Raw genomic sequence first — 21,557 nt, forward strand, 5'->3', positions numbered from 1 at the left:
GGCGGCGGCGCACGCCCGCCTTGTGCAGATACCTCCACGCGGTCAATGCCGAAATCACGACTCCGCTCTGCTGCCGAAACGCCGACGTCAGGTCATCCAGCGACAGCCGTGGGTGCTCGCGCGCCAGCCGGACCAGCGCTTCGGCCTGCTCCGGCATCAACTTGGGTGGACGCCCACGTCCACGGGAGGAACCAGTCGCAGCCAAGCCACACCTCCATTGAAAAGGGATGTAGCTCATACAAACATGGCTGAATTAGTTTGTCAACACCTTCTTAGTGACCGACTGCAATTACCCTTGCGTTCCGTGACCCCCGAGTACTTCGACGCCATGGGAATCGCGTTCATCGACGGACGCGGCTTTCGTCCTTCCGATGATGACGACACTCCCCGTGTTGCCGTGATCAATGACGCGCTGGCACGGCGCTACTTCGCCGTCGCCAACCCGATTGGAAGGAGGATGCGCTTCGCCGACGCAACCGATGAAACAATCGAGATCGTGGGCCTCGTGACCAACACTCGAACGGAAGCCCTGAGCCAGCACGCGGAGCCCGAGATTTATTTTCCGCTCTGGCAGATGGGCGCGTTCTCCAAGCATCTGATCCTTCGCGCCAGGTCCGATCCGCATGCTCTCGGCCCGCTGGCGAGACGTGCGCTCCATGCCGTCGAGCCCACGGCGTCGGTCGAGCACATCAAGACGATGGCGGACATCCGCCGAGAGTCGGTGGCGCCTCGAACATTCGCCGTGCGCCTGCTGGCGGGCTTTGCCCTCGTGGCAACCGCCTTGGCGCTCGTGGGGATCTACGGGGTGCTTTCCCTGTCGGTCGGCTCACGCACCAAAGAGATCGCTGTACGGATGGCAGTCGGCGCTCAGCGGCAGGAAATCCTTCGGCTGATTCTGGGTGAAGGATTTCGACTGATCCTTCTCGGCTTGGTGCTGGGGATGGGCGTCGCCGTGCTGCTGGGGCAAGCGCTCGCGGCGCTACTCTTCGAAGCAACGCCGACCGATCCGATAGGACTGGCGGCAGCTGCGCTGCTCTTCGGCACCCTGGCGCTGCTGGCGTCCCTGGTGCCCGCTTACCGGGCCGCGCGGGTCGACCCCATGCGGGCGCTACGTCATACATGAGCAGATGAAGGCCGAGTGTTGGGCGGAGCCGAACCGCGCCGTGACGTCCAGTTGCTCAAATGCCCGAGAATCCGTTACACTCGATGTTTCGGATCCGCTCCTACGGGATTCACAGCGGGTTCCCGCGGACGCAACACTAGATAGGGCACTTGGCTCAGTGGTAGAGCATCGCCTTCACACGGCGGGGGTCGGTGGTTCGAATCCACCAGTGCCCACCAACCTTCGCTCACGCTTGCCAACGAGAGCGTGAGCTCCGGTTGGCAAGCCACGCGAAGGTGGAGCCCCTCGTAAGCTCCTATCCATGACACCCACTTATCCGCTCCTGTTCTCCTACCGCGACCTGGTTTTTGGTAACGGCTACGTGGCGGAAGTGGTCGCTACCAACGGCCGCGCCCTGGTCGAGGAAGAGGACGGCGCGATCTGGTTCGAAGGGGTCAATCCTGGTGGGATGGCCGCGTCGGGACGCTCACCGGATGAGGCACATGCGGCCTTCCGCGAGAGGTTCCGGCATGTCCTGGCCGACTTGGCGTCTGAGGCCGAGACGTTCGACGCCTTCCGGCGCGAGGTGGCGCGCTTCTTCGACGAGACCAACGAACCTGCAGAGCGAGACTGGCTCGCCGCGGTGGAGGCGGTCCGCGCCGGCGAGGTGCGAGCGGAAGGGCTTCCGCAGAAACCGGCCGCGTCTCCGCGCAGCGTGCGGGTGCTCATGCGCCACAGCTTCACGGCACGCGATAACGACCCGGAGTTCGAGCAGGCGCTGGCCGCCTAGCGCCGTGGCGCTCGTTCCCCTGAAGCGTGTCTTTGAGATGCTCGATGCCTGCGCGCCTGGATATACCGCCACAGAGACGGTCCACCATTACCGGATCTGCTATCAGCAACGTACCTACGCGACACTCCCACTGGGCGCGCACGGCCCACGGCACAACCCGGAGATCGAGCGCGGCCATGTTCGCCGCATGATCCGTCATCTTCAGCTCGATCCGAGCTGTGTGAATCAATTCTTTCCTGGGCTGCTAAAGTGACGTCCCCCGACCCACTGAGGTAGCGGCTAGGATCAGCGTTTTTAACGTTTGACCAGTACCGCGTCACATTCCGCTGGGAGCACGGCGATGCCTACGAAGTCAAAGTCGAGGACTACCACGACCACGGGTAAGCCCGTACTCGTGCGTGCGGTGCAGCCCGGCAACATCCTGCGCCATGACGTGCTCGACCCGCTCGGGCTCACGCAAACGGCGGCGGCCACCCGGCTCGGGGTGCCAGTCCAAACCGTGAACCAGATCGTTCGCGGCAAGCGCGCTATTTCAGCAGACATGGCCCTGAAGCTCGAACGCGCGTTCGAGGTGTCCGCGGAGTTCTGGCTCCGCCTGCAAAGCGATTGGGACCTGCAGCAAGCGCGCGAGCGGAGCCAGGCGGCCTAGCGCCGTCCGGTCTCACCGAAGCGCGGAAGTGGACGGCCCTCGTCACGGCACTCGTCGCGTGGTCCTTCGGCGCGCTCCTCACCCCAGGTCTCGCATCATGAGACATCGTTGATCCCGAGGGTGTGCGCGGCATAGTATTTCTCCGCCGCAAGACACTCGTTCACGGCCCGTTGGCAATCCTCGATGCGTGCGCTACGTGCGCAAATAGATAGGTGAGCCGTCATGGGACGCACGACCTCACTGCCGTATCGTGCACAGGTCATGAGTCGTGGCCTCCAGATCCTCGATCTGTTGGCCGAGTCAGGCGGAGAGCTTGGGCCCGGCACACTGGCAGCGCGACTCGCGCTTCACCGCAGCACCATTCATCGGATTCTCACGGTCCTCGAGTGTCACGGATTGGTGAGACGCAGCGCCACGCGCGGCAAATACAGCCTCGGCATGAAGCTCTTCACGCTGGGAAACAGAGCCAGCGCCCAGCTCGAGCTCCGCGACCACGCCGAGCCGTTTCTCTACAGGCTCGTGCAGCAGACCGGTGAGGATGCACACCTCTGCATCCTCGACGGCACGGAGATGTTGTCCATCGCGCAGGTGGTAGGTCCGCGCCGCGTGCGCATCCCGGCCACGATCGGACGACGGACGCCCACGCACTGCACGTCGGTTGGGAAGGCGCTGATGGCGTTCCTGCCCGATACCATGCTGGACGCGCTGACCGCACGGCTCGCTCTTCGGCCCTACACCAGTCGTACTCTGACCACCGGGTCCGCCCTCAAGACGGAGCTGATGCGTGTCCGCGAGCGCGGCTTCGCCATCGACAACGAGGAGATCGAAGAAGGTCTACGCTGTGTCGGCGCGCCGGTGCACGATCACACCGGCCAGGTCATTGCATCGATCAGCGTTGCGGCGCCCGCCTCCCATTTGAACAATGAGCGCCTCGCCGCGTTCGTGAGGGCCGTCATGACGGCGGCGCGCGGTTTGTCAGTCGATCTCGGCAACAACGGCGAACGACCGTCCATCGGGGACTTTACCATCCGTAGCACGTAGCGAGGCGGTGGTACCGACCCCCCCGCCTTCCTACCGCCAGCGCACTACTCCACGACCACGACCTCGTGGTCGCTGATGGTCTTGATCTCGAAGCGCACCGCCCCATTCCGGCGTGCCGGCGTGACGGACGCCCCAGAGACCGTCAGGCGCAGCTGCTCACCGCGCACCCCTTCGGGAAGCTTCACGGTCACGCTCAGCGGACCGACCGGTGTGAGCTCATGGACCGGCGACCGCCAGGTCCCGGCGCTCGTAAGGTTGACCAGGTGCAGAATCAGCCGCTGCGGCTGCCGATACAGGTGACAGTCAATCAAGCCCGGCCCTTGAACCTCCAGTGGGATGGCATCGCCTGCGGCCCAGCGCACCAGGTTCGCGAGCAGGCCACCATGATCAGGAGCGTTGTCCTGGTCGAAGCGGCGGTCGATGTCCGCGGGTAGGTATGCGATGCGGGCATCGTTCCGGGTACCGATCACGAGCGCCGGCGTGTCGGTGCGCGGGGTCCTCATCCAGGAGGTCTCCGGCGGATACACGGGGAAGTCCGGTATCAGCGTTACTGGCACCGTCGCGTCGGCACGCGCCTTCACGTCGAGCAGCAGGCCGCCGAACGCCAGGATGTTCGTCTTCTCGAAGCCGTTCAACACAGCATGCCGCGGCGCCGAACGTTGCCGCTCCTCCCCCGAGCGCGGGCCATCCACCTCCTGTCCCACGTCCGGGACGAGCCGCAGGTAGCTGTGGTCGGACTGCGTCAACTGCTCCGGTCCATGGCGCTTTCCGGTATAGCTCGCCGAGAAGAGATCGGCCAGAGCGAAGTCGGGACGTTGCTCTCCCTGCTCGTCGTACAAGCTGGTCTCAGCGGTGGCGATGAGCGATCCCCCATCGGCCACGAAGCGGCGGACCGCGTCTGCCTGCGCATCGGACATCGCCGCCACGTTGGGGAGGATGAGTACAGAGAACTGTCCGGAATCTCGCTCGATGTGATCAGCATGCAGCGGCAAGAAAGGAATGCGCGCACGAATGAGCGCCTCGGTCATGCCGCGGTAGGGCGACCACGCACGCACCATGGCGTCATCGCGGCCGTAGTAGTCGACATTGCGCTGAGACCAGACAACGCCGACGGTGGCCACCGGCTCGCGGTTCACGAGGTACTCCTGATTGGCCGCATACCAGCGGTAGACCGGCTCCACCACTTCGAACTGGCGCCGGTCTTCCTGGTAAGCGCCTACGTGGTGCCACCAGGGTTGAATGGTTCCCGCGAACCCTTCCACCATCCACATGCGGACTTCCGGGATCGGCCGCGCAGCCTTGCGCGGACCGTAGGTGGCCATGCTCTCCGGCGAGAGCTTGTCCCAGCCGAGCAGCCCATGAATCCGCTTGCCCGTCTCGCCGTTGATCTGGAACCCCCCGCCGCCGCGCGTCTGCTGGTCCAACATCACGATCTCCGCTCGGCTGCAGAGCTCTTTCATGTCGCGGAAGCGTGACGCGGAAGAGACGACGTGCCCGCTGATCATTCCGGCCCAGATGCAATCGGGGCCTCCCGCGGCTCTCGTGGTCCGGTTGTTGAGATCCCAGATCTCCAGCCGGCGCCGATAACCCCACTCGATCCACTGGCGATAGGCCGGGTCGTCCCAATCCGCCCGACGCGGAAGATCCGCGCCGCTCAGCTCGCGAAACCTGCGCTGGCAGTTGGTGCAGTAGCAGATGCTATCGCGGCCCAGGCCGCTCCAACTGTTGTCGGTGAAGCCGTCTGGCTCTTCCCACGCGATGATCTCGCGCATGACGTCGGGAATGTACTGCTCATAGTACGGGCCATTGATGCAGGTGACGTAGAGCTCCTCGGCACGATAGGGCTGGCCCTCGGCATCCACCGCGAACCAGTCTGCGTGCGCCTTGTACAACGGCTCGTGGGCGCGGTTGGAATCCATGCGAGCGAACACCACCAGGCCATCCTCGTGAGCCGCGCGCGTGAGCTCACCGTAGAGATCGCGGCCGTTGAGGAATTGCGCCTGGTGATGCAGCGGAAGCTTGCTCGGATAATAAGCAACGATTCCGCCGGCATTGATCACCACACCCTGCGTCTGTGTCCGCCTCCAGTACTCCCGCCACCACTTGATGTCGTACCGACTTGGATCCTTCTCATTGATGTTGGTCTGTCCCCAACGATACGTCTGCCGGTACCAGGGTGAATCCTCGTCTCTCTGTGTCCCCGCCGGCACGCGGCCCTCGCTGAGGTCAGCGCCGACGAGACTCACCGCAATGGGACTCACAGCGGCCCTCTTGAGAAACTCCCGCCGCGATTCACCGTGACTCATGTCTGCTTGGTCTCGCGCCTCTTGCCCCATGGACGCCCTTCCCCCCTTGATCCCCTTGATCCCTGATCCGTGATCCACCCTAGAAGCCGTACTGAAGCACGACCTGCATGGTGCGGTTACCTGTCTTGCTCGTCACCGGCCCGAAGGAGCCACTGGTCGGATTGCTGTTGGCCGAGCCGAGCGTCTGGTGATTCAGCACGTTGAACACCTCCCACCGCCCACCGGAAGTCGAGCCTGTGGGTCTGGACCAACCGTCGTTGCTGACCGCGACGCTCTGTTGGCCCGTGCCCTCGTTGGTGGCCGTAACGCTCGCCCCCGGAGTGACGAGGCCTTCACTGTCTCGAACGAAGCCCGATATCTGGCCCGTGTCGAACTGGGCTCGAAGCGTGACGATCGAGAAGAGAACGATGCCGACACACGCGGTGGCCGTATCGAGCCACGCATGATGTGAACGTTTGCCATGCCTCACGGCTCTCTCTCCTGTTGTCGACACTGCAGCTGTCGGGCCTGGCGCCATGGCGCCTCGTTCGCCCCAAGTACACGATGCGGTAAGGCGCAGCCTAACTGTCCTGCGCAGCGCGTCAAGTGCGTGGTCGTCGCTGTCGCACGCGACGCGACATCCCCACAATGACCTTGACACCTGATAGGGCAGATTCGAGAATCCGGCTACGCGACTCATTGCCGCGCGTAGTTCCTTGATGCTCGGGCGATGCGGCCTCCATTCAGGCTCCGAACGGCGCTGCTGTGTGCATGCACACTCGCTCCGCTGCTCGTCGTCGAGGCGCAGCCACCTGTGCCGCGCGGCGAGGTCACGATTGTCATCGATTCGGCGCTCCCCCCTCCCGTCGACCACAGCGCTCAGCGGTGCGCTCGAGGCCAAGGGGCTGAGAGTCCAGCGGTGAGCAAGCGCTTGCGCGGCCGTTCGGACGAATACCAGGCGGAAGTGCCCGGCGCGGATCTCGATCGTCGTTGGGACTTCATGTACTACATCGAGGCGTTCGATACCTACGGGAACGGCCGGATCTCTCCGGATCTCGAGATCGAGACGCCGTACGTCGTCGTCGACCTGCACGCGCCGAACGGGGGCAGCGGCACGAGGGAGAGCGCCTCCTCGAAGCGGTGAGGATTGGTCGTCGAGTTTGGGCTCCATCGCAGGCGGCGAGACCCGGATTTGCAACTCTTGCTAGACGAGGTGATGCCATGCGACGTTCTGTGCTTCAACGCGTGACGTGGGTCACGGCCGGTCTCCTGCTACTGGCCGGCCCCGCGGCGGCTCAAGTCACCACCGCAACCCTCTACGGCATTGTCGTCGATGACAGCGGATCAGTGCTGCCCGGTGCGACGGTCACCGTCACCCACGATGGAACCGCCATGACCCGGACGACCGTCACGAACGAGAGCGGCGAGTTCGCGCTCAGCGCGTTGCCGGTCGGCTCGTACACGGTCAGGATCGAGCTCCAAGGATTCCGGACGCAGGTGCAGACGGGCCTCTCGCTCGCTGGCGCACAGACCGTGCGCCAGACCTATAAGCTCGCGCTTGGCGAGATCGCCGAAGACGTGACGGTGGAAGGCGTCGCCCCGCTCCTGAACACGGCCTCGTCCGAGCAGCTCGAAACGATCGGCCCACAGCAGGTGACTGAGCTGCCGTCCAGCCGGCGGAATGTCACGGGCTTGCTCCGGCTGGCGCCAGGTGTCGACCCTACCGGTGGGCACCGCGGCGTGCGGTTCAACGGTGTGGGGAAGCACGGTGCGGGCATCACCGTGGACGGCACCGATGCAAATTCGAACCCGGAAGGTCGCGGCATCTCGCAATACGGTGGGGAAAACTACATCGACATCATGAGCATCGAGGCGGTGCAGGAGGTGCAGCTTGTCAAGGGAGTCATGCCGGCCGAGTACGGCGGCGTCGTTGGCGGGCAGGTGAACCTGATCAGCCGCTCTGGCACCAACACGTTCCACGGGTCGATCTTCGAGAACTATATCGGCGAGTCGCTGAACGCCCGCGATGTGTTCCTGTCCCGCGACGAACCGAAGCCGCCTGTGAGGTTCAACCAGTTCGGTGGATCGCTCGGTGGTCCGATCCTCCGCAACCGGGCTTTCTTCTTCGGCACCTACGAGGGATATCGGGAAGAGGCAGGCACGCGCGTGCAGGGCGACGTGCCGACACCGGAGTTAAGGGAGCAGATCCTCGCGGCCCTGCCATTCCCCGAAACGCAGATCGTGTTGGACACGCTGCCGCCACCGACCGAGCCAATCAACGAGGACGTCGGCTTCTTCGTCGCCGCCCGCAACCGGGAGCGCCGGGAGAATCATGTCGTTGCCAAGGGGGACGCCCTGATGTTCGGGGGCGGCCGCCTCTCGGTCACCTACACACGGATGCGGCCCTTTTCGCTGATCCCCAGCATCCACACCGACGGGGCGAACGATCGCGTCTTCCTGCACGAGCAGGACCGCGTGGCAGCCACCTTCGTTCATACGTTCCGGAACTGGGTCTCGGAAAGCCGCTTCGGCTACAACCGTAGCGACATGGAGCGGCTCGATCGGTTCTTCGAGGTGCAGGATCCGACGACGCCTGAGACGAACCTGTGGGGCAGACGGATGGGTCTCATCTCCGTCGGAGGGCTCTTCTCGACTCCAACCACGGAAGTCTGGGATATGGAGGGAACGGCTTACAGCGTCGACCAGAAGATCAGTCGCGCCATGGGGAATCACCTGCTGAAGTTCGGTGTCCGATGGATGCGGCAAACGGGCGGCCGGAGCAATCCCGAGAACCCGGTCTTCGGGTTTCAGAGCAAGGCGGATCTGCTGGCCAACATCCCGAACCAGGTGCGCCCGACGTTCGGCTCGCCGCCCCACAAGTCCCACATGGACGAGCTCGGCGGCTTCATCCAGGACGACTGGCGCGTGAGCAACCGGCTCGTCCTTAACCTCGGCATGCGCTACGACTACTACGGTGTCGTACAACTGCAGCCGACCGGCGCGGTCCCGGTGGAAATCGTGAATCTGGAGCCACCGTCCGACCTGCGGTTGATGGACTTCGGCGCGGCACGGCCGCCCGACAAGCCTTACGAGCCGGACCGCTGGGTGAACCTCGGCCCGCGCGCGGGCATCGTCTGGACCATCGACGACCAGAGCGACACCGTGTTGCGCGCCGGCTCCGGCGTCCTGTTCAGCCCGCAGATGCCCGGCATGGTACGGCAGGGTGCCGCCCACCCGCTGGTGCCCTTTCGGGTCTCGTGGGGGCTCGCGGAGGCGGCGGAGCAAGGGCTCCGGTGGCCCGCGTACAACGATGAGATGCGAGAGATCGTCGAGCGTGAGGCAGAGGCCCGTGGTCAGCCCGCCTTCTTCTCGCTCCTCGATCCCAACCTGCAGAACCCGTACACGATCCAGAGCACGGTGAACGTCCAGCGGGCGATCGGGTCATCGTTGATGGCTGAGATCGGCTACCTGCGCGTCGACGGGCGGAAGCTGATCCTGCAGCGGCAATTCGCCCTGGCTATCGACCGGGAGACGGGGCGGCGCATTAACCCGGATCTGGGGGTGCCCGGCGGCTACTACGTCGACAACAACCACACGTCCGAGTACAACGCGCTGCAGCTGTCCGTGCGGAAGCGCTTCTCCAATCACTATTCCTTTGACGTCCATTACACGTACGGTGGCGGCACGGCCACCAGCGGCGGCGACATCGGTGCCTACTACCAGGGAGATTACCCGGAGTACACGCAAGACTTCTGGAACCCTGAGGCGGATCGCGGTCCACTTGTCTCGGATGCGCGCCATCGGATCAGCGCTGACTTTGTGCTGGAAGTCCCCTTCTCGCACGAAAGCCGGTTCCTCACCCACATCCTTGGCGGCTGGCAGATCGCCGGGATCTACTCGTACCGGTCGGGGGAACCGCTGCGCATCACGCAGTCGTCGGCGATCCCGAACAGTCGGCCCGACTACGTCGGCGGCGACCCGGTCCTCCCCGGCTGGCGCGAGACGCGGCAGTATTTGAAGCCCGATGCGTTCGCGCTGGTGCCACTACACCCTGACTCCCAAGTGACGGTCCGGCCGGGCAACGTGCCGCTCGACCTGGTGCGGGATCCGAGCTCATGGACGGTCGATTTGACGGTCGCGAAGAGCCTCGACCTCCCCGGGAATATGCGGCTCCAGCTGCGAGCGGATGCCTTCAATGCGTTCAACCACCCGAACTACGGCGGAATCTCGACGAGCGTGACCTCGAGCACGTTCGGTCAGATCCGAAGTGCGGGATCGCCGCGCCAGATTCAGATCGGCGCGCGACTAACCTTCTGAGGTGCCCATGGAGACCATGCAGATGTCTTGGCAACGCGTGATTGGCGCTCTGATCGTCGTGGTGGCGGGCGCCACGACGCTCATGGGACAGGGTCAGAAGCAAGGCAACCCGGAGGAGAACCTGCCGCCGAACATCACGCAGCTCACCGCGTTCGGCGAGCGCGCCTCCTGGTCACCTGACGGCAAACGGATTGCGTTCATGGAAAAGAGCTTTGGTGACGCGTTCGTTGTCGACGTCGAGACGAAGATGATCCGGCTGCTCACACATTATGCGAACGCCGGCTTCTTGCGTGTCCAGTACTTGCCGAACGGTGATTTCTTCCTCATCGGCGCGAAGAGCTTCACCGACATCCGCAGTACGCGCTCCCGCGACCAGGAGATGTGGATCTTGAAGGCGGATGGCGACGGTCGTCCCGTGCCGCTGGAGCACAAGATCTCGGAAGGAGTGGCCATCTCACGGAAGACGCCGAAGATCGCCTGGTCGAACACGCACGGCCAGTACCCGGACCTGATTCCCAAAGGCGAGTCAATCATCTACACCGCCGACATCGTGTACGAAGGAGAACAGCCCACGCTGGCGAACAAGCAGGAGATCCTTCGCGCGAAAGCGCCCGAGTGCACGCTCGAAGCGCAGGACTTCCGCGAGAACGACACGGAGCTGGTCTACACCTGCTATCGCTCCCCCTACGCCGACATCTTTGGAATCGACTTGAAGACGCGCGAGGTCACGACCTACCTCGAGGTTCAAGACGAGTACAACGAGGTCGAGGGGATCTTTCCGGATGGCGAGCACACGCTCGTCGAATCGAGTCGGGAGCAAGCGCAGCAAGACTCCAACCACATCGACATCTGGAAGCTGAAGCTCGAGCCCAAGAGCACCGATTACGTGCGAATGACCCGCTGGGGCGAGTACGAAGGGTACAAGGCGTCCAACCCGGTGGTGAGCCCGGACGGCACGACCATTGCCTTCCAGTCGGCACGCAGCAAGGACGCCGCGGGTGTGGGTTACGGCATCTTCTTGCTGAAGGCGCAGAACGGATCTTGACACCAGGACTTTCCGATGGCGTTGACCAGGATCGATCGCAGACAGTTCCTCGTCACAACCAGCGCCCTGGCAGGCGTGAGCTGTGTCGGGTTTGGCAGGACGGACTCGCTCGCTCTCGTATCCGACCCAGAAGACGACGTCGCCGCTGCCGCCGCGTCCCGCTGGGCGCTGGGCGAGCTTCATGAGGCCTTGGTTGAGAGGGGCGTCACGGTTCGCCTGCACGAGCGGATCGAGCAGGTCGCATCCGAGGAGCGCTGCATCCTGGTGGCCGGCGCCTCGTCTCCGAGGGCACGCGAGGTGTTGGACAACGGCCGCGCGGCTGCGTTGTCTACCGCGGAATCGGTCGCGCTCGTGGCTGGCACGGCGATGGGCAGGGACGTCGTGCTCGCCTCGGCTCACGATGCCCGCGGCCAGGTGTATGCGTTGCTGGAGCTGGCAGACCGGGTCCGGCACGCCCCCGATCTGACCACCGCGCTGAGCCTCCCACAACCGGTCATAGAACGCCCCGCCAATCGCATTCGCAGCGTCGCGCGGCTGTTCGTGAGCGACGTCGAGGACAAGCCGTGGTTTCGCGACCGCGAGATGTGGCCCGCTTACCTGACCATGCTGGCGGGCGAGCGGTTCAACCGCTTCAATCTCTCCTTCGGCATCGGGTACGACTTCCTGCGCAACGTCACGGATGCCTACTTTCTGTTCGTCTATCCCTTCTTGGTCTCGGTGCCCGGCTACGACGTGCGCGCGACCAACCTCTCCGACCAGGAGCGTGACGAGAATCTCGGTCTGCTGAAGTTCATCAGCGATGAAGCGGCACTTCGCGGCATCCACTTTCAGTTGGGCATCTGGACGCATGGCTACGAGTGGAGCGAGAGCCCGGATGCGAACCACATCATCGAGGGTCTCACGGCCGACAACCATGCCTCCTATTGCCGCGACGCGCTGACGCGGATCCTCGAGGCATGTCCGGCCGTTCGCGGCGTGACGTTCCGGATCCACGGCGAGAGCGGCGTCCCCGAAGCCAGCTACGCCTTTTGGAAGACGGTCTTCGACGGCGTCGTCCGATCGGGCCGCAAGGTGGAAATCGACATGCACGCCAAGGGCATGGACCAGTCGATGATCGACGTGGCCCTCGGCACCGGCATGCCGGTGAAGATCTCGCCGAAGTATTGGGCGGAGCATTTGGGCATGCCGTACCACCAAGCGGCGATTCGCGAGCTCGAGATGCCCAGGGAGACCGACGACGAGTTCTTTGCGCTCAGCAGCGGCTCCAGGCGGTTTCTGCGCTACGGGTACGGCGACCTGCTGCGCGAGGACCGCCGCCACGGCGTTATTCACCGCATTTGGCCTGGAACGCAGCGGCTCCTGCTGTGGGGGGATCCAACCTTTGCTGCGGCCTATTCACGTGCGTTCAGCTTTTGCGGTAGTGACGGCGTGGAGATCCACGAGCCGCTGTCCTTCAAAGGTCGCCGCGGTTCCGGCATTGCCGCCTCCGCCCCCGTCGGGTCCCGCGGGGACCCGACAAACCAGAGCTGGTTGGCGGCCCGCTTACGGGCCGCCGCGGCGAGCCGCTGCGCGTACGCCGACACGTCGCTCAGTCCACGCTGGGACTGGGAAAAATATCGCTCCTCCTATCGCGTGTGGGGACGTCACCTGTACAACCCGGATGTCGATCCAGAGGTGTGCCGCCGAGCGCTTCGTCATCGGTTCGGTGGCGGAGCAGCAGCAGTGGAGAGCGCGCTCGCGAGCGCCAGCCGCATTCTCCCCATCATCACCACTGCTCACGGGCCCTCGGCTGCCAACAATACGTACTGGCCCGAGGTCTACTACAACCAGCCGATTGTCGACGCTGAGAGGGACCGCACGTACGGCGATACGCCAGAGCCCAAGGTCTTCGGCAATGTCAGCCCGTTCGATCCACAATTGTTTTCTCGCATCGATGATTTCGCGGCCGAGTTGGTGTCCGGCGAGCGAAGCGGCAAGTACTCGCCTCTGGAGGTCGCGCGCTGGCTCGACGAGCTTTCAGAGGCGGCCACCAAGAGTCTGGCAGAAGCCGATGCGCAAGCGCAGGACACCAAGAGCCCGGAATATCGGCGAATGGCAATCGACGTGGCCATCCAGGCCGGTCTGGGCCGATTCTTTGCCAGGAAGTTTCGGAGCGCGGCCCTGTATGCGATTCACGAGCGCACCAAGGACCGTGCGGCCCTCGAGCGTGCGCTGCAAGCCTATCGAGACGCCCGCGCAGCCTGGGCCGAGCTCGCCGAACGCGCCAAGGGCGTCTATGTAACGGACATCACCATCGGCGAACGTCCATCCCTGCGAGGCCATTGGCTCGACCGCCTCCCGGCGATGGATGGCGATATCGCCGACATGGCGAAGAAGCTCGAGGGGCTCGGCGCAGGCGGTGCTCCTCCGGAGGCGCTTCGCCGCGTGTTGGACGAAGTATCGCGCGGACCACAACGCCCTTCGTTCTCCTGCAGCCACACGCCACCGGAGCGCCTTCACCGCGGCCAGCCGCTGGAGATCACGCTCTCGTTGCCTCCAGAGGCAGAGGGAACGCCGAGCAGCGTGCTGCTCCACTATCGCCACGTCCATCAGGCAGAGCGTTACATCACGGCGGAAATGGCTGGCAAGGACCAGCGTTATCGGGCCGTCGTTCCCGGTCGCTACACGGATTCGCCGTATCCAATTCAGTACTACTTCGAATTGAAGCAGGGCCCAGAGCAGGCGACACTCCACCCAGGATTGGCGCCATCCCTGACGAACCAACCGTATTTCGTGGTGCGGTCCCGCGCGCAAGAGACCAGCACTTAACCACGCTGCCCACCGCGCTCATTCCCTTGACTTCCACCCGGCTCGCCGCTCAGCGCTGCTATTACGCGATGAGCTGCTCCAGAACCTTGCGATCGACGTCGACACTCAACCCCGGTGTATCGGGCAGCGTGAGAAAGCCCTTCTCGATCTTCAGCGGCTCCTTCAACAGTGGATACCGGTCGCGTAGCGCGTGCTCCTCGCAGTTGTATTCCTGCTCGTACAGACACATGGGCTCGGAGACCCAGAAGTGATACGAGGCCGCCGTGCAGATCGTCGGCTGCGTGTTGTGCGTCATCACCGGCCGATTGAAGATGCCTCCGAGCACGCCGATTTTCCGGATCTCGGTGAGGCCACCACATTTGGAGACGTCCGGTTGGATGATCCCGATGTTGCCGTGGACGATCAGATCGCGGTGCTGAAACCGCGTGCAGCTCTCCTCACCAGCAGCGATGGGAATCTCCAACGCGTCACACACCTTCGTGTAGCCTGGGTAATCCTCTGGAGCGATCGGCTCTTCGAACATCCAGACCCCGAGCTCCTGCAGCTCGCGGCCGATCTTGATCGCCCGCTGGACCGTGTATGCGTGGTTCGGGTCCACGGACAGCCGAAGGTCAGGCCCGAACTCCGACCGGACGGCCTTCACGACGTCGAGCGTATCGTCGGTTCCCTGGTCGAAGGCCCAGAACTCGTAGGGATGAACCTTGACCGACGTGAAGCCCTGATCCACCCACTTCCTCAGATGAGCGACCTCTTCCTTCGGCGTACGGTGCTGGCGCATCGCGCTCGCGTACAACGGAACCTTGTCCCGAACCTTGCCGCCCATCAGCGCATGGCAGGGCACGCCCAGCGCTTTTCCCATGATGTCCCACAACGCGATATCGACGCCGGCCAACGCGAACATCATGACGCCCTGGTGACCATGCTTGTAGTGATCCTGGTACACGCGTTGCCAGATGTGCTCGGTGTCGAACGGGCTGCGGCCCACGGCAATCCGCTTGATCTGGTTGTCGATGATGGCGCTCATCGCCTGGAGATTGACCGTGGGGCTGCACTCACCCAGGCCCGTCACGCCACCATCGGTGAACACCTCGACCAGCAGTTGCCCGGTCTTCAGCACGTACGGCTTGATGTCGGTGATCTTCAGCTTCGGCGCATCCGAAGGCGCCGGTGGACTCGCGGCAGCGTCCTGAGAGGCCGAGACGCCCTTCGCGGCGAGGAGCCCCGACGCTGTGGCGGTCGTGCGCAGCCAAGCGCGGCGGGTAGTGCCAAATTCAGATGTGCGGCTCATGATCCCTCCTGGTCACCTGAACGAGTAATAGAGGCCAATGACGAAGAAGACGGCCAGCGTCTTGAAGATCGTCATGACAAAGATATCTGGATACGACTGGCGATGCGTCAGCCCGGTGACCGCCAGCAAGGTAATGATGGCCCCGTTGTGCGGAAGCGTGTCCATGCCTCCACTCGCCATTGCGGCGACGCGATGCAGCACCTCCGGAGATGTCCACGAGAGGATGGAGGGCGGGCTCCAGCCCTGCTGATCACGGCAGGAAAAGGACCGCCCTACTGCTGTTCCACTTCAGCAATCGCGCGATGCGCAAAGGCCTCGCTCGAGCAGATGAGACAGACGCCGCTGTTTGGATCGTGCTCCGCTTGACCCAGTAGATCGCAGGCCACCAGCGCGGGATCCGCTTCGTCATCGGCAATGACCATGATCTCTGTCGGGCCAGCCAACAGATCGATCCCGCACCGGCCGAAGAGCTGCCGCTTGGCTTCGGCGACGAAGCGGTTACCAGCACCACACAGCACGTCCACTGGCGGCACCTCGTCCAGACCGAAGGCCACCAGGGCCTTCGCCGCGGTCGCCGAGCTCTGCGCATGCCTTCATGGACCTGCGCCTCCCTTGTGCTAACCGCCAGCAAGCAAGCGCCTCACATCATGAGACGATGACCACGTAGTGAACTGTGGCATAATTGATAGCCTACCGGCGACTGCCTGTCAACACGCGCTCGCGCTCAGTCGCTGGGCGAGCTGCAAGCGACGAAATGGGCCGCGGGCGTGCTCGCTTTGTTTCATATTCCGACGGATGAGCCACATTATGGTACACCGGCGACATGAGATCGGAGGAACGCTGTGCAGTCAACATCGATTTATCGGATTCAAGTCTTGGATCGCGTGTTCTCGATTCTCGACACGCTAGCGGCCGCTGAATCCGGCATGGCGCTGAGTGAGCTGACTCGGAGCGTTGGCCTCCACAAGAGCACACTGCATCGCCTGCTCGCCGTGCTCGAAGGACGCGACTACGTGCAGCGAAACGGGCGCAGCGGCAGATTCGTGCTTGGGCCCAAGCTCCTCGAGTTGGGCAGCAAAGTGGTGGCCAAGGTCGATATGGTCGAGCGCGCTCGGCCCATCTTGGAACGGCTCGTCACCGAAACGGGTGAAACCGCCCACCTCGGGGTGCTTCGCCAGGGCGACATCGTGTCGATCGCCCATGCTGAAAGCACGCGCACGCTGCGGACGCCTGCGACCGTCGGCAAGCGGACCCCGGCCCACTGCACTTCCATTGGCAAGGCCATCCTGGCGTTTTCGCGCGACGCAGAAGTGGAACAGTTCATTCGCAGCTACGGGCTGCGGGCGTTCACTCGGAACACGATCACCGATCCGGATGGTTTCCGCGCAGTGCTTCGCCGGGCGCGCGACGATGGCTTTGCGTTCGACAACGAAGAGTTCGAGGAAGGGCTTCGCTGTGTCGGCGCGCCGGTGCGCGACCACACTGGTCAGGTGGTCGCTGCTCTCAGCATCACTGGGCCGGCGAGCCGCCTCGTGACAACGGGGATCTCATTCTTGAGCGCAGCGGTCGTGCGAGCGGCCGCGGACCTCTCCAACACGTTGAGCTTTCGAGGGAGCAACGCTGGCGACTCGATGCGCACCAACGGAGCAAATAGCCTCCAGGAGCGATTCCCAGCTTGACATTGGGCCCCCAAACAAGGCCGTACCCGAATTTTTGCCGTCGCGTCGCAACCGGATCGCCCTGTCGTCACATCACGCCCCCATAGTGGAGGCATGGCGCCATCGGCGCACGGGAGGGATGTCTCGCCGACGCGTCCGTGACCTCGCTTCCTCGAAGTGACAGCCTCATCCTACTGGTCATCTCCCTCAGCCTGGGACCGGGTAACTTTTTCGCTCCGAATAGAGTACCCGGTTCCTTTTTCAGTGCGTGGGATCCGCCTTCCAGAAGTCGAGCGGCTTGAGCTTCTTCCGCTGGGGCCAGACCTGATCCAGCGTATCCCCTTCGAAGAGCTCGCCGTTCTTCATCACGTGCGTGATGGAGAGGCTGTTTCGAATATCCTGCAGCGGGTCTTCGTCCAGGACGAGGAGGTCCGCCAGCTTGCCAGGCTCTACCGAGCCAAGGTCTTGGGCCAAGCCGATCGCCTGCGCGCCGTTGATGGTCGCCACTTGCAGCGCCTCGTGTGTCGTCAACCCGCCGGAGTGCAGCGCCCAGAGCTCGAAGTGCGCGCCGATTCCCTGAATCTGTCCGTGACTCCCTAGACACAGGCGGCCGCCAGCGTGCAGGATATCCGCACCTGCCCGGGCGATCCGGCTGAACGCGTGCTCCCCTTCCGCAAACCACGGCCGGCGCTTCACGCGTGCGTCGATCTCGTGATGCGGGATGAATCGGCGAACCTTGGGATCGTCGTGAATCGGCACCGTCTGATAGTAGTAATTCTCCGCCCACGGCCCCCCGTAGAGCACCAGCAACGTCGGCGTGTAGAAGATGCCCGACTGCGCCGTGAGCTGGATCACATCCTTGTAGAGCGGAACGATCGGGAGCGAGTGCTCGTTGCCGGAGAACCCGTCTGCCATGTGCGTGAGATTGAGCTTGAGATCGAGCCCGCCTTCCGTCGTTGGCATCAGGCCGTGCTTGTTCGCCGCCATCACCACCCACTGCCGCTGATAGCGATCGCCGACCATGTACGACTTCAGCGTCTTGGTCCGGTAGTACTGCTGATACCGTTGGAGGGCAGAATCGGCATCCTCGTATCGTTTGAAATCGAGATCGGAGAACACTCCGGGTCCGGTCGAGAAGACGCGCGGCCCAATGGTTTCTCCGAGCTCGACACGGTCGCTGTAGTCGAACACGTCGGTCGTGCCGGTCTGTGGATCACGAGTCGTGGTCACACCGTACGCCAGGTTCGCCAGGAACTGCCAGACGTTCCGATCCTGGACGCCCGTGGGCATGTCCAGCCAATAGATGAAATGGGCATGGACGTCGACGATGCCAGGCATGATGGTCTTACCGGCGACATCCACCACGTGGGCGCCGGCGGGAATCTCGAGCGTGCCGCGCCGGCCAACGGCGGCGATCCGATTGCCAGTGATCAAGACCTCGCCCTCGTCTATGACCTCGTCACCCCGCATCGTGATGATGCGGGCACCGCGCAGGACGATGGAGCCGGATGGCTGCGCGCGCGGCAGCTCGATTTTGATCGCCAGCTCCTGGGGCTTCGTCTCTTGTGGCGCCTCCGGCGACTGTCGGAAGGACACGGCCCCGAGCGCCCAGGTCACCTCCTGACCATCCGCCGACCAGGCCATGAAATCGCCGCCCAAATCCGTGAGCCGACGAACCGGGAGCGATGGCGCATCGACGTTGACGACCGGTGCTTCTTCCCCACCGCGTGGCACTGGCACCACGTAGATCTGCCGCCGCACGGACACGATAGCGCGCCGGCCGTCCGGTGCGATCATGATGGGCCCAGACGGCCGCGCCTCCGTCTCGCCTTCTCTCATGATCTTCAGATGCGTCCGGCGGTCCGTGCCGTCGAAGCGCATCGAGATCAGTCCCTCCGTTTCCTTCGCGTTCACCCAGGAGAACGGCTCGACGGCTGACACGTAGACGCGGTCGGATTCGGCGGCAAAGTGCGGCCGCGTGCGCTCGCGCGCCGACGCGATCCGAGACGACTCGCCGCCGTCGGCGGAGATCCAACGGAGCTCGAGCACCGGATCGCGATCGTGTGCGAATCGCGCTTGGCGCGAGCCAGCGACGAAGACGACCCGCCGGCCGTCGGGCGACCAGGCGGGGTCGCGGTAGTAGCCGGGATGCCGCGTCAACTGAACGGGCGAGCCACCCGACGCCGGGACCTTCCACAGATGCCCGCCCTCGGCGCTCCAGGTCACGTAGGCGATCCACTGGCCGTCGCGAGACCACGCCGGCATGAACTCCTGCGGATCCTCACTGGTCGTCACTCGTCTCGGCTCGCCGGACGGGAGCTCCTGCACCCAGACACGGCTAGCAGCGCTGAAGGCGAGCCGGCGTCCGCCTGGCGCGACGACAGGCGATGCAATCTGGCGCAGCTGGACGGGGCCCGTCTCGACACGCCACTCCTGCGTCAGGTCCGGGCCGAGGTCCTGCTCGACTTTCGCCGTGAACGGAACCGGTGCCGCGCGCCCGGTTGCCATGTCGACCCGTTGGATCTTGCCGCCGAAGCTGACGACGAGCGACCGCCCGTCCGGCGTGAACCCGTATCCAGGCAACACATCCCGCGTGGCGCGCGATTCCTGATCGTCCCGCTGGACCGGATAGATCAGCCAGCGCTCGTCGCCCGTCTGCAAGTCGCGCACACGCAGCCCGGTCTGCGCATCGAGGCGCGTGCCGTACACCAAGTAGCGATTGTCGGGAGAGAGTCGCGGCCGGAACGCGCTTCCTTGGAGATTGGTCATCGGCTCGTGCTCCCCGGTCTGCCGATCGAGCCGGCCGAGCTGCCACACGGGGAACGTCACGTTGTAGCTGAAATCGCCGCGGCGCATTGCGTAGTAGATGAATCGCCCGTCGCGCGAGACCTCGGCACCGAGAAAGTTCCGCACATCGTCTCGATCCTGGCGCTCGTGCTCCTTGCTCTTCGCCAGCCGGACACCCTTGCCGCCGTCCCGGTGGTACAGCCAGAGCTCGTGTGACTCTCCGCGTGCCTTGACGCGGGAAGCCACGATGTACTGGCCATCCGGCGTCCAGGCTGGCGAGACGAGCGCCGTGCGCGTCTCGTCACTGACACGCCTTGCACTCCGACCACTGGCATCGCTGATCCACACGTTCTCGGCGCCGTCACGATCGCTCACGAACAGGACCTTCGTGCCATCCGGCGAATATCGCGGCTGGCTGTCGAACGCCATGCCGTTGGTGATACGCGTCGCCTCACCGCCGGTGATGGGAAGCGTGTACAGGTCGCCGAGCAGCTCGAAGACAATCCTCTTGCCGTCGGGCGACACATCGAGGGAGATCCAGGTGCCCTCGTCTGTCGTAAAGGTAATCTTGCGCTCCGGCTTCAAAGGCAGCGATCTTGGCCGCTCCTCCTGCTTCTTCGCCTTCTCCCGCTCTTCGTCTTGACTTGGATGAGCGCCGACATCGGCAATGTGGACTGCGACCGCCACGAACAATGCAATCTTGAGCACCAGGTTAGTCTTCACATCTCGCCTCATCTTGATCCCTGCGGTCGGGCTTGATCCCTGCGGTAGGGCCGCCTCGCCCAGGCGCCTAGAACCCTTGAGGCACCGAAAACTTGACTCGTTGAGTCAGGTTTCGGTGCGTCGAGTGAGCGTCGGGGGGCGCGGCTCCAAGCCGCGGCCCGCTAGAACATGTACTTCAACGCGAACTGCACCTGGCGCGGCGTGCCCAACCCAATCGTCCGGCCGAACGTGTTCAAGGCCTGACCGAACGACGCCTCGTCGCGGAACTGCGCCATGGGATTGTCGAAGTTCGGGTGGTTGAAGACATTGAAGACCTCGACGCGGAGCTGGAACGTCCGCGACGGCGCAAGTGTGGCGTTCTTCATCAACGACAGATCTACTTGCGCAAAGTTGGGCCCATATTCCGTGTTGCGTCCGAGGTTGCCAAACGTGCCCGGCTCCGGCTCGGCGAACGCCTCGTGGTTCAGCCAGTTGTCGATCGTGCGGTTCTCGGGCCGAGACGATACGCCTTCCACGCGGTCCGGCCGTTGGTTCGTGAAGTTGTTATTGCCTCGCGAGTTGCCGCCGAGCCCAACAGTGAACGGCGTGCCGGTCCGGATGATGCCGAGGCCGTTGAGCTGCCATCCTCCGATGAGGTGTGCGACGAGCCCCGACGTGGCGCCGCCGAACCGCCGGTCTGGGCCGAACGGCAAGTCGTAGATGAAATTGAACACGAGGTTGTGCCGGATGTCGCCGGAGCTGTTGCCCCACTCGGCGGCGAGGTCGTCGCCGTCCTGCGGCTGTCCGCCATACAGCGTTTGATCTTGCACATCGTCCAACGCATGTCCCCACGTGTAGTTCACGTTGAGCGCAACGCCATCGGCGAAGCGACGCGTGAAGGAGGCCTGGAGCGCGTGATATTCGGAGCGACCGGTATTCCCTTCGATGCTGATGTCGGCAAAGCCAGGGTTGGGTCGCATCCCGAGCTCCGGATCGAGGAAGTTGATGTTCTCGTCCCGACGGAGCTTGTGCCCACGATTGCCCACATAGGCGATCTGCACCACGGTGTTCGTGGTGAGCTCCTG

General features: G+C 64.0%; 15 protein-coding genes, 1 tRNA gene and 3 pseudogenes. 11 read left to right on the forward strand and 8 right to left on the reverse strand.

Translation table 11 applies throughout. From position 1 onward, the window contains the following. Window positions 1-238 (reverse strand): hypothetical protein (locus GEV06_23695; protein ID MPZ20881.1); only part of this gene is annotated, 238 nt, incomplete at its 3' end. 6 nt (window positions 239-244) lie between these two features. On the opposite strand from GEV06_23695, the gene GEV06_23700 reads away from it, so the two are divergent. The 6 genes from GEV06_23700 to GEV06_23725 all read left to right on the forward strand — a co-directional run bounded on the left by GEV06_23700 (window position 245) and on the right by GEV06_23725 (window position 3,582). Further along, a complete protein-coding gene (locus GEV06_23700; GenBank protein ID MPZ20882.1) occupies window positions 245-1,123 on the forward strand; it encodes an FtsX-like permease family protein in 879 nt (292 codons plus the stop codon). A gap of 143 nt (window positions 1,124-1,266) precedes the next feature. Further along, a tRNA-Val gene (locus GEV06_23705) sits at window positions 1,267-1,341 on the forward strand. A gap of 83 nt (window positions 1,342-1,424) precedes the next feature. Next, window positions 1,425-1,892, forward strand: coding sequence for a hypothetical protein (locus tag GEV06_23710; GenBank protein ID MPZ20883.1), 468 nt, complete (start codon window positions 1,425-1,427; stop codon window positions 1,890-1,892). 4 nt (window positions 1,893-1,896) lie between these two features. Beyond that, on the forward strand, window positions 1,897-2,145 hold the full coding sequence (locus GEV06_23715; protein ID MPZ20884.1) for a hypothetical protein: 249 nt from the start codon (window positions 1,897-1,899) through the stop codon (window positions 2,143-2,145). An 87-nt stretch (window positions 2,146-2,232) separates the two neighbouring features. Further along, window positions 2,233-2,541 (forward strand): HigA family addiction module antidote protein, encoded by a 309-nt coding sequence (locus tag GEV06_23720; protein ID MPZ20885.1) that lies wholly within the window; start codon window positions 2,233-2,235, stop codon window positions 2,539-2,541. Between the two features lie 222 nt (window positions 2,542-2,763). Further along, complete coding sequence (locus GEV06_23725) at window positions 2,764-3,582, forward strand: helix-turn-helix domain-containing protein (protein ID MPZ20886.1); 819 nt, start codon at window positions 2,764-2,766, stop codon at window positions 3,580-3,582. 44 nt (window positions 3,583-3,626) lie between these two features. Here the strand turns inward: GEV06_23725 and GEV06_23730 are convergent, their stop codons facing one another. Next, window positions 3,627-5,888, reverse strand: a complete 2,262-nt coding sequence (locus GEV06_23730) for a Tat pathway signal protein (GenBank protein MPZ20887.1) — start codon at window positions 5,886-5,888, stop codon at window positions 3,627-3,629. A gap of 79 nt (window positions 5,889-5,967) precedes the next feature. Continuing rightward, entirely contained in the window at window positions 5,968-6,357 is a 390-nt protein-coding gene (locus GEV06_23735) for a hypothetical protein (protein MPZ20888.1), read from the reverse strand. Window positions 6,358-6,597: 240 nt separating this feature from the next. Between GEV06_23735 and GEV06_23740 the strand changes: the two genes are divergently transcribed. The 4 genes from GEV06_23740 (at window position 6,598) to GEV06_23755 (ending at window position 14,037) form a co-directional block, all read left to right on the forward strand. Then, entirely contained in the window at window positions 6,598-7,011 is a 414-nt protein-coding gene (locus GEV06_23740) for a hypothetical protein (protein ID MPZ20889.1), read from the forward strand. Window positions 7,012-7,088: 77 nt separating this feature from the next. Then, a complete protein-coding gene (locus GEV06_23745; protein MPZ20890.1) occupies window positions 7,089-10,184 on the forward strand; it encodes a TonB-dependent receptor plug domain-containing protein in 3,096 nt (1,031 codons plus the stop codon). 133 nt (window positions 10,185-10,317) lie between these two features. Then, on the forward strand, window positions 10,318-11,229 hold the full coding sequence (locus tag GEV06_23750; GenBank protein MPZ20891.1) for a hypothetical protein: 912 nt from the start codon (window positions 10,318-10,320) through the stop codon (window positions 11,227-11,229). Window positions 11,230-11,244: 15 nt separating this feature from the next. Beyond that, window positions 11,245-14,037, forward strand: a complete 2,793-nt coding sequence (locus GEV06_23755; protein MPZ20892.1) for a hypothetical protein — start codon at window positions 11,245-11,247, stop codon at window positions 14,035-14,037. Between the two features lie 61 nt (window positions 14,038-14,098). Here GEV06_23755 and GEV06_23760 read toward each other — a convergent pair whose 3' ends face one another. The 3 genes and pseudogenes from GEV06_23760 to GEV06_23770 form a co-directional block, all read right to left on the reverse strand. Further along, window positions 14,099-15,325 (reverse strand): hypothetical protein, encoded by a 1,227-nt coding sequence (locus GEV06_23760; protein MPZ20893.1) that lies wholly within the window; start codon window positions 15,323-15,325, stop codon window positions 14,099-14,101. 12 nt (window positions 15,326-15,337) lie between these two features. Then, window positions 15,338-15,529 (reverse strand): annotated as a pseudogene (locus GEV06_23765) (GntP family permease). Between the two features lie 71 nt (window positions 15,530-15,600). Further along, window positions 15,601-15,885: pseudogene (locus GEV06_23770) on the reverse strand (histidinol dehydrogenase). Window positions 15,886-16,182: 297 nt separating this feature from the next. Here GEV06_23770 and GEV06_23775 point away from each other — a divergent pair. Then, a pseudogene (locus GEV06_23775) lies at window positions 16,183-17,004 on the forward strand (helix-turn-helix domain-containing protein). A 240-nt stretch (window positions 17,005-17,244) separates the two neighbouring features. On the opposite strand, the gene GEV06_23780 reads toward GEV06_23775, so the two are convergent. Then, window positions 17,245-20,505: an amidohydrolase family protein gene (locus GEV06_23780; protein ID MPZ20894.1), complete on the reverse strand. Its 3,261-nt coding sequence runs from the start codon at window positions 20,503-20,505 to the stop codon at window positions 17,245-17,247. 149 nt (window positions 20,506-20,654) lie between these two features. Further along, complete coding sequence (locus GEV06_23785) at window positions 20,655-21,536, reverse strand: hypothetical protein (protein MPZ20895.1); 882 nt, start codon at window positions 21,534-21,536, stop codon at window positions 20,655-20,657. Window positions 21,537-21,557 lie beyond the last annotated feature (21 nt).

Source organism: Luteitalea sp. (genome assembly GCA_009377605.1).
GTDB lineage: Bacteria > Acidobacteriota > Vicinamibacteria > Vicinamibacterales > Vicinamibacteraceae > WHTT01.

Bases quoted from the DNA above. Each gene is read 5' to 3' on its own strand.
- GEV06_23700 (MPZ20882.1), top strand. From the start codon at position 245: ATGGCTGAATTAGTTTGTCAACACCTTCTTAGTGACCGACTGCAATTA.
- GEV06_23745 (MPZ20890.1), top strand. From the start codon at position 7,089: ATGCGACGTTCTGTGCTTCAACGCGTGACGTGGGTCACGGCCGGTCTC.
- GEV06_23740 (MPZ20889.1), top strand. From the start codon at position 6,598: ATGCGGCCTCCATTCAGGCTCCGAACGGCGCTGCTGTGTGCATGCACA.
- GEV06_23755 (MPZ20892.1), top strand. From the start codon at position 11,245: ATGGCGTTGACCAGGATCGATCGCAGACAGTTCCTCGTCACAACCAGC.
- GEV06_23725 (MPZ20886.1), top strand. From the start codon at position 2,764: ATGGGACGCACGACCTCACTGCCGTATCGTGCACAGGTCATGAGTCGT.
- GEV06_23760 (MPZ20893.1), bottom strand. From the start codon at position 15,325: ATGAGCCGCACATCTGAATTTGGCACTACCCGCCGCGCTTGGCTGCGC.
- GEV06_23780 (MPZ20894.1), bottom strand. From the start codon at position 20,505: ATGAGGCGAGATGTGAAGACTAACCTGGTGCTCAAGATTGCATTGTTC.
- GEV06_23720 (MPZ20885.1), top strand. From the start codon at position 2,233: ATGCCTACGAAGTCAAAGTCGAGGACTACCACGACCACGGGTAAGCCC.
- GEV06_23730 (MPZ20887.1), bottom strand. From the start codon at position 5,888: ATGAGTCACGGTGAATCGCGGCGGGAGTTTCTCAAGAGGGCCGCTGTG.
- GEV06_23710 (MPZ20883.1), top strand. From the start codon at position 1,425: ATGACACCCACTTATCCGCTCCTGTTCTCCTACCGCGACCTGGTTTTT.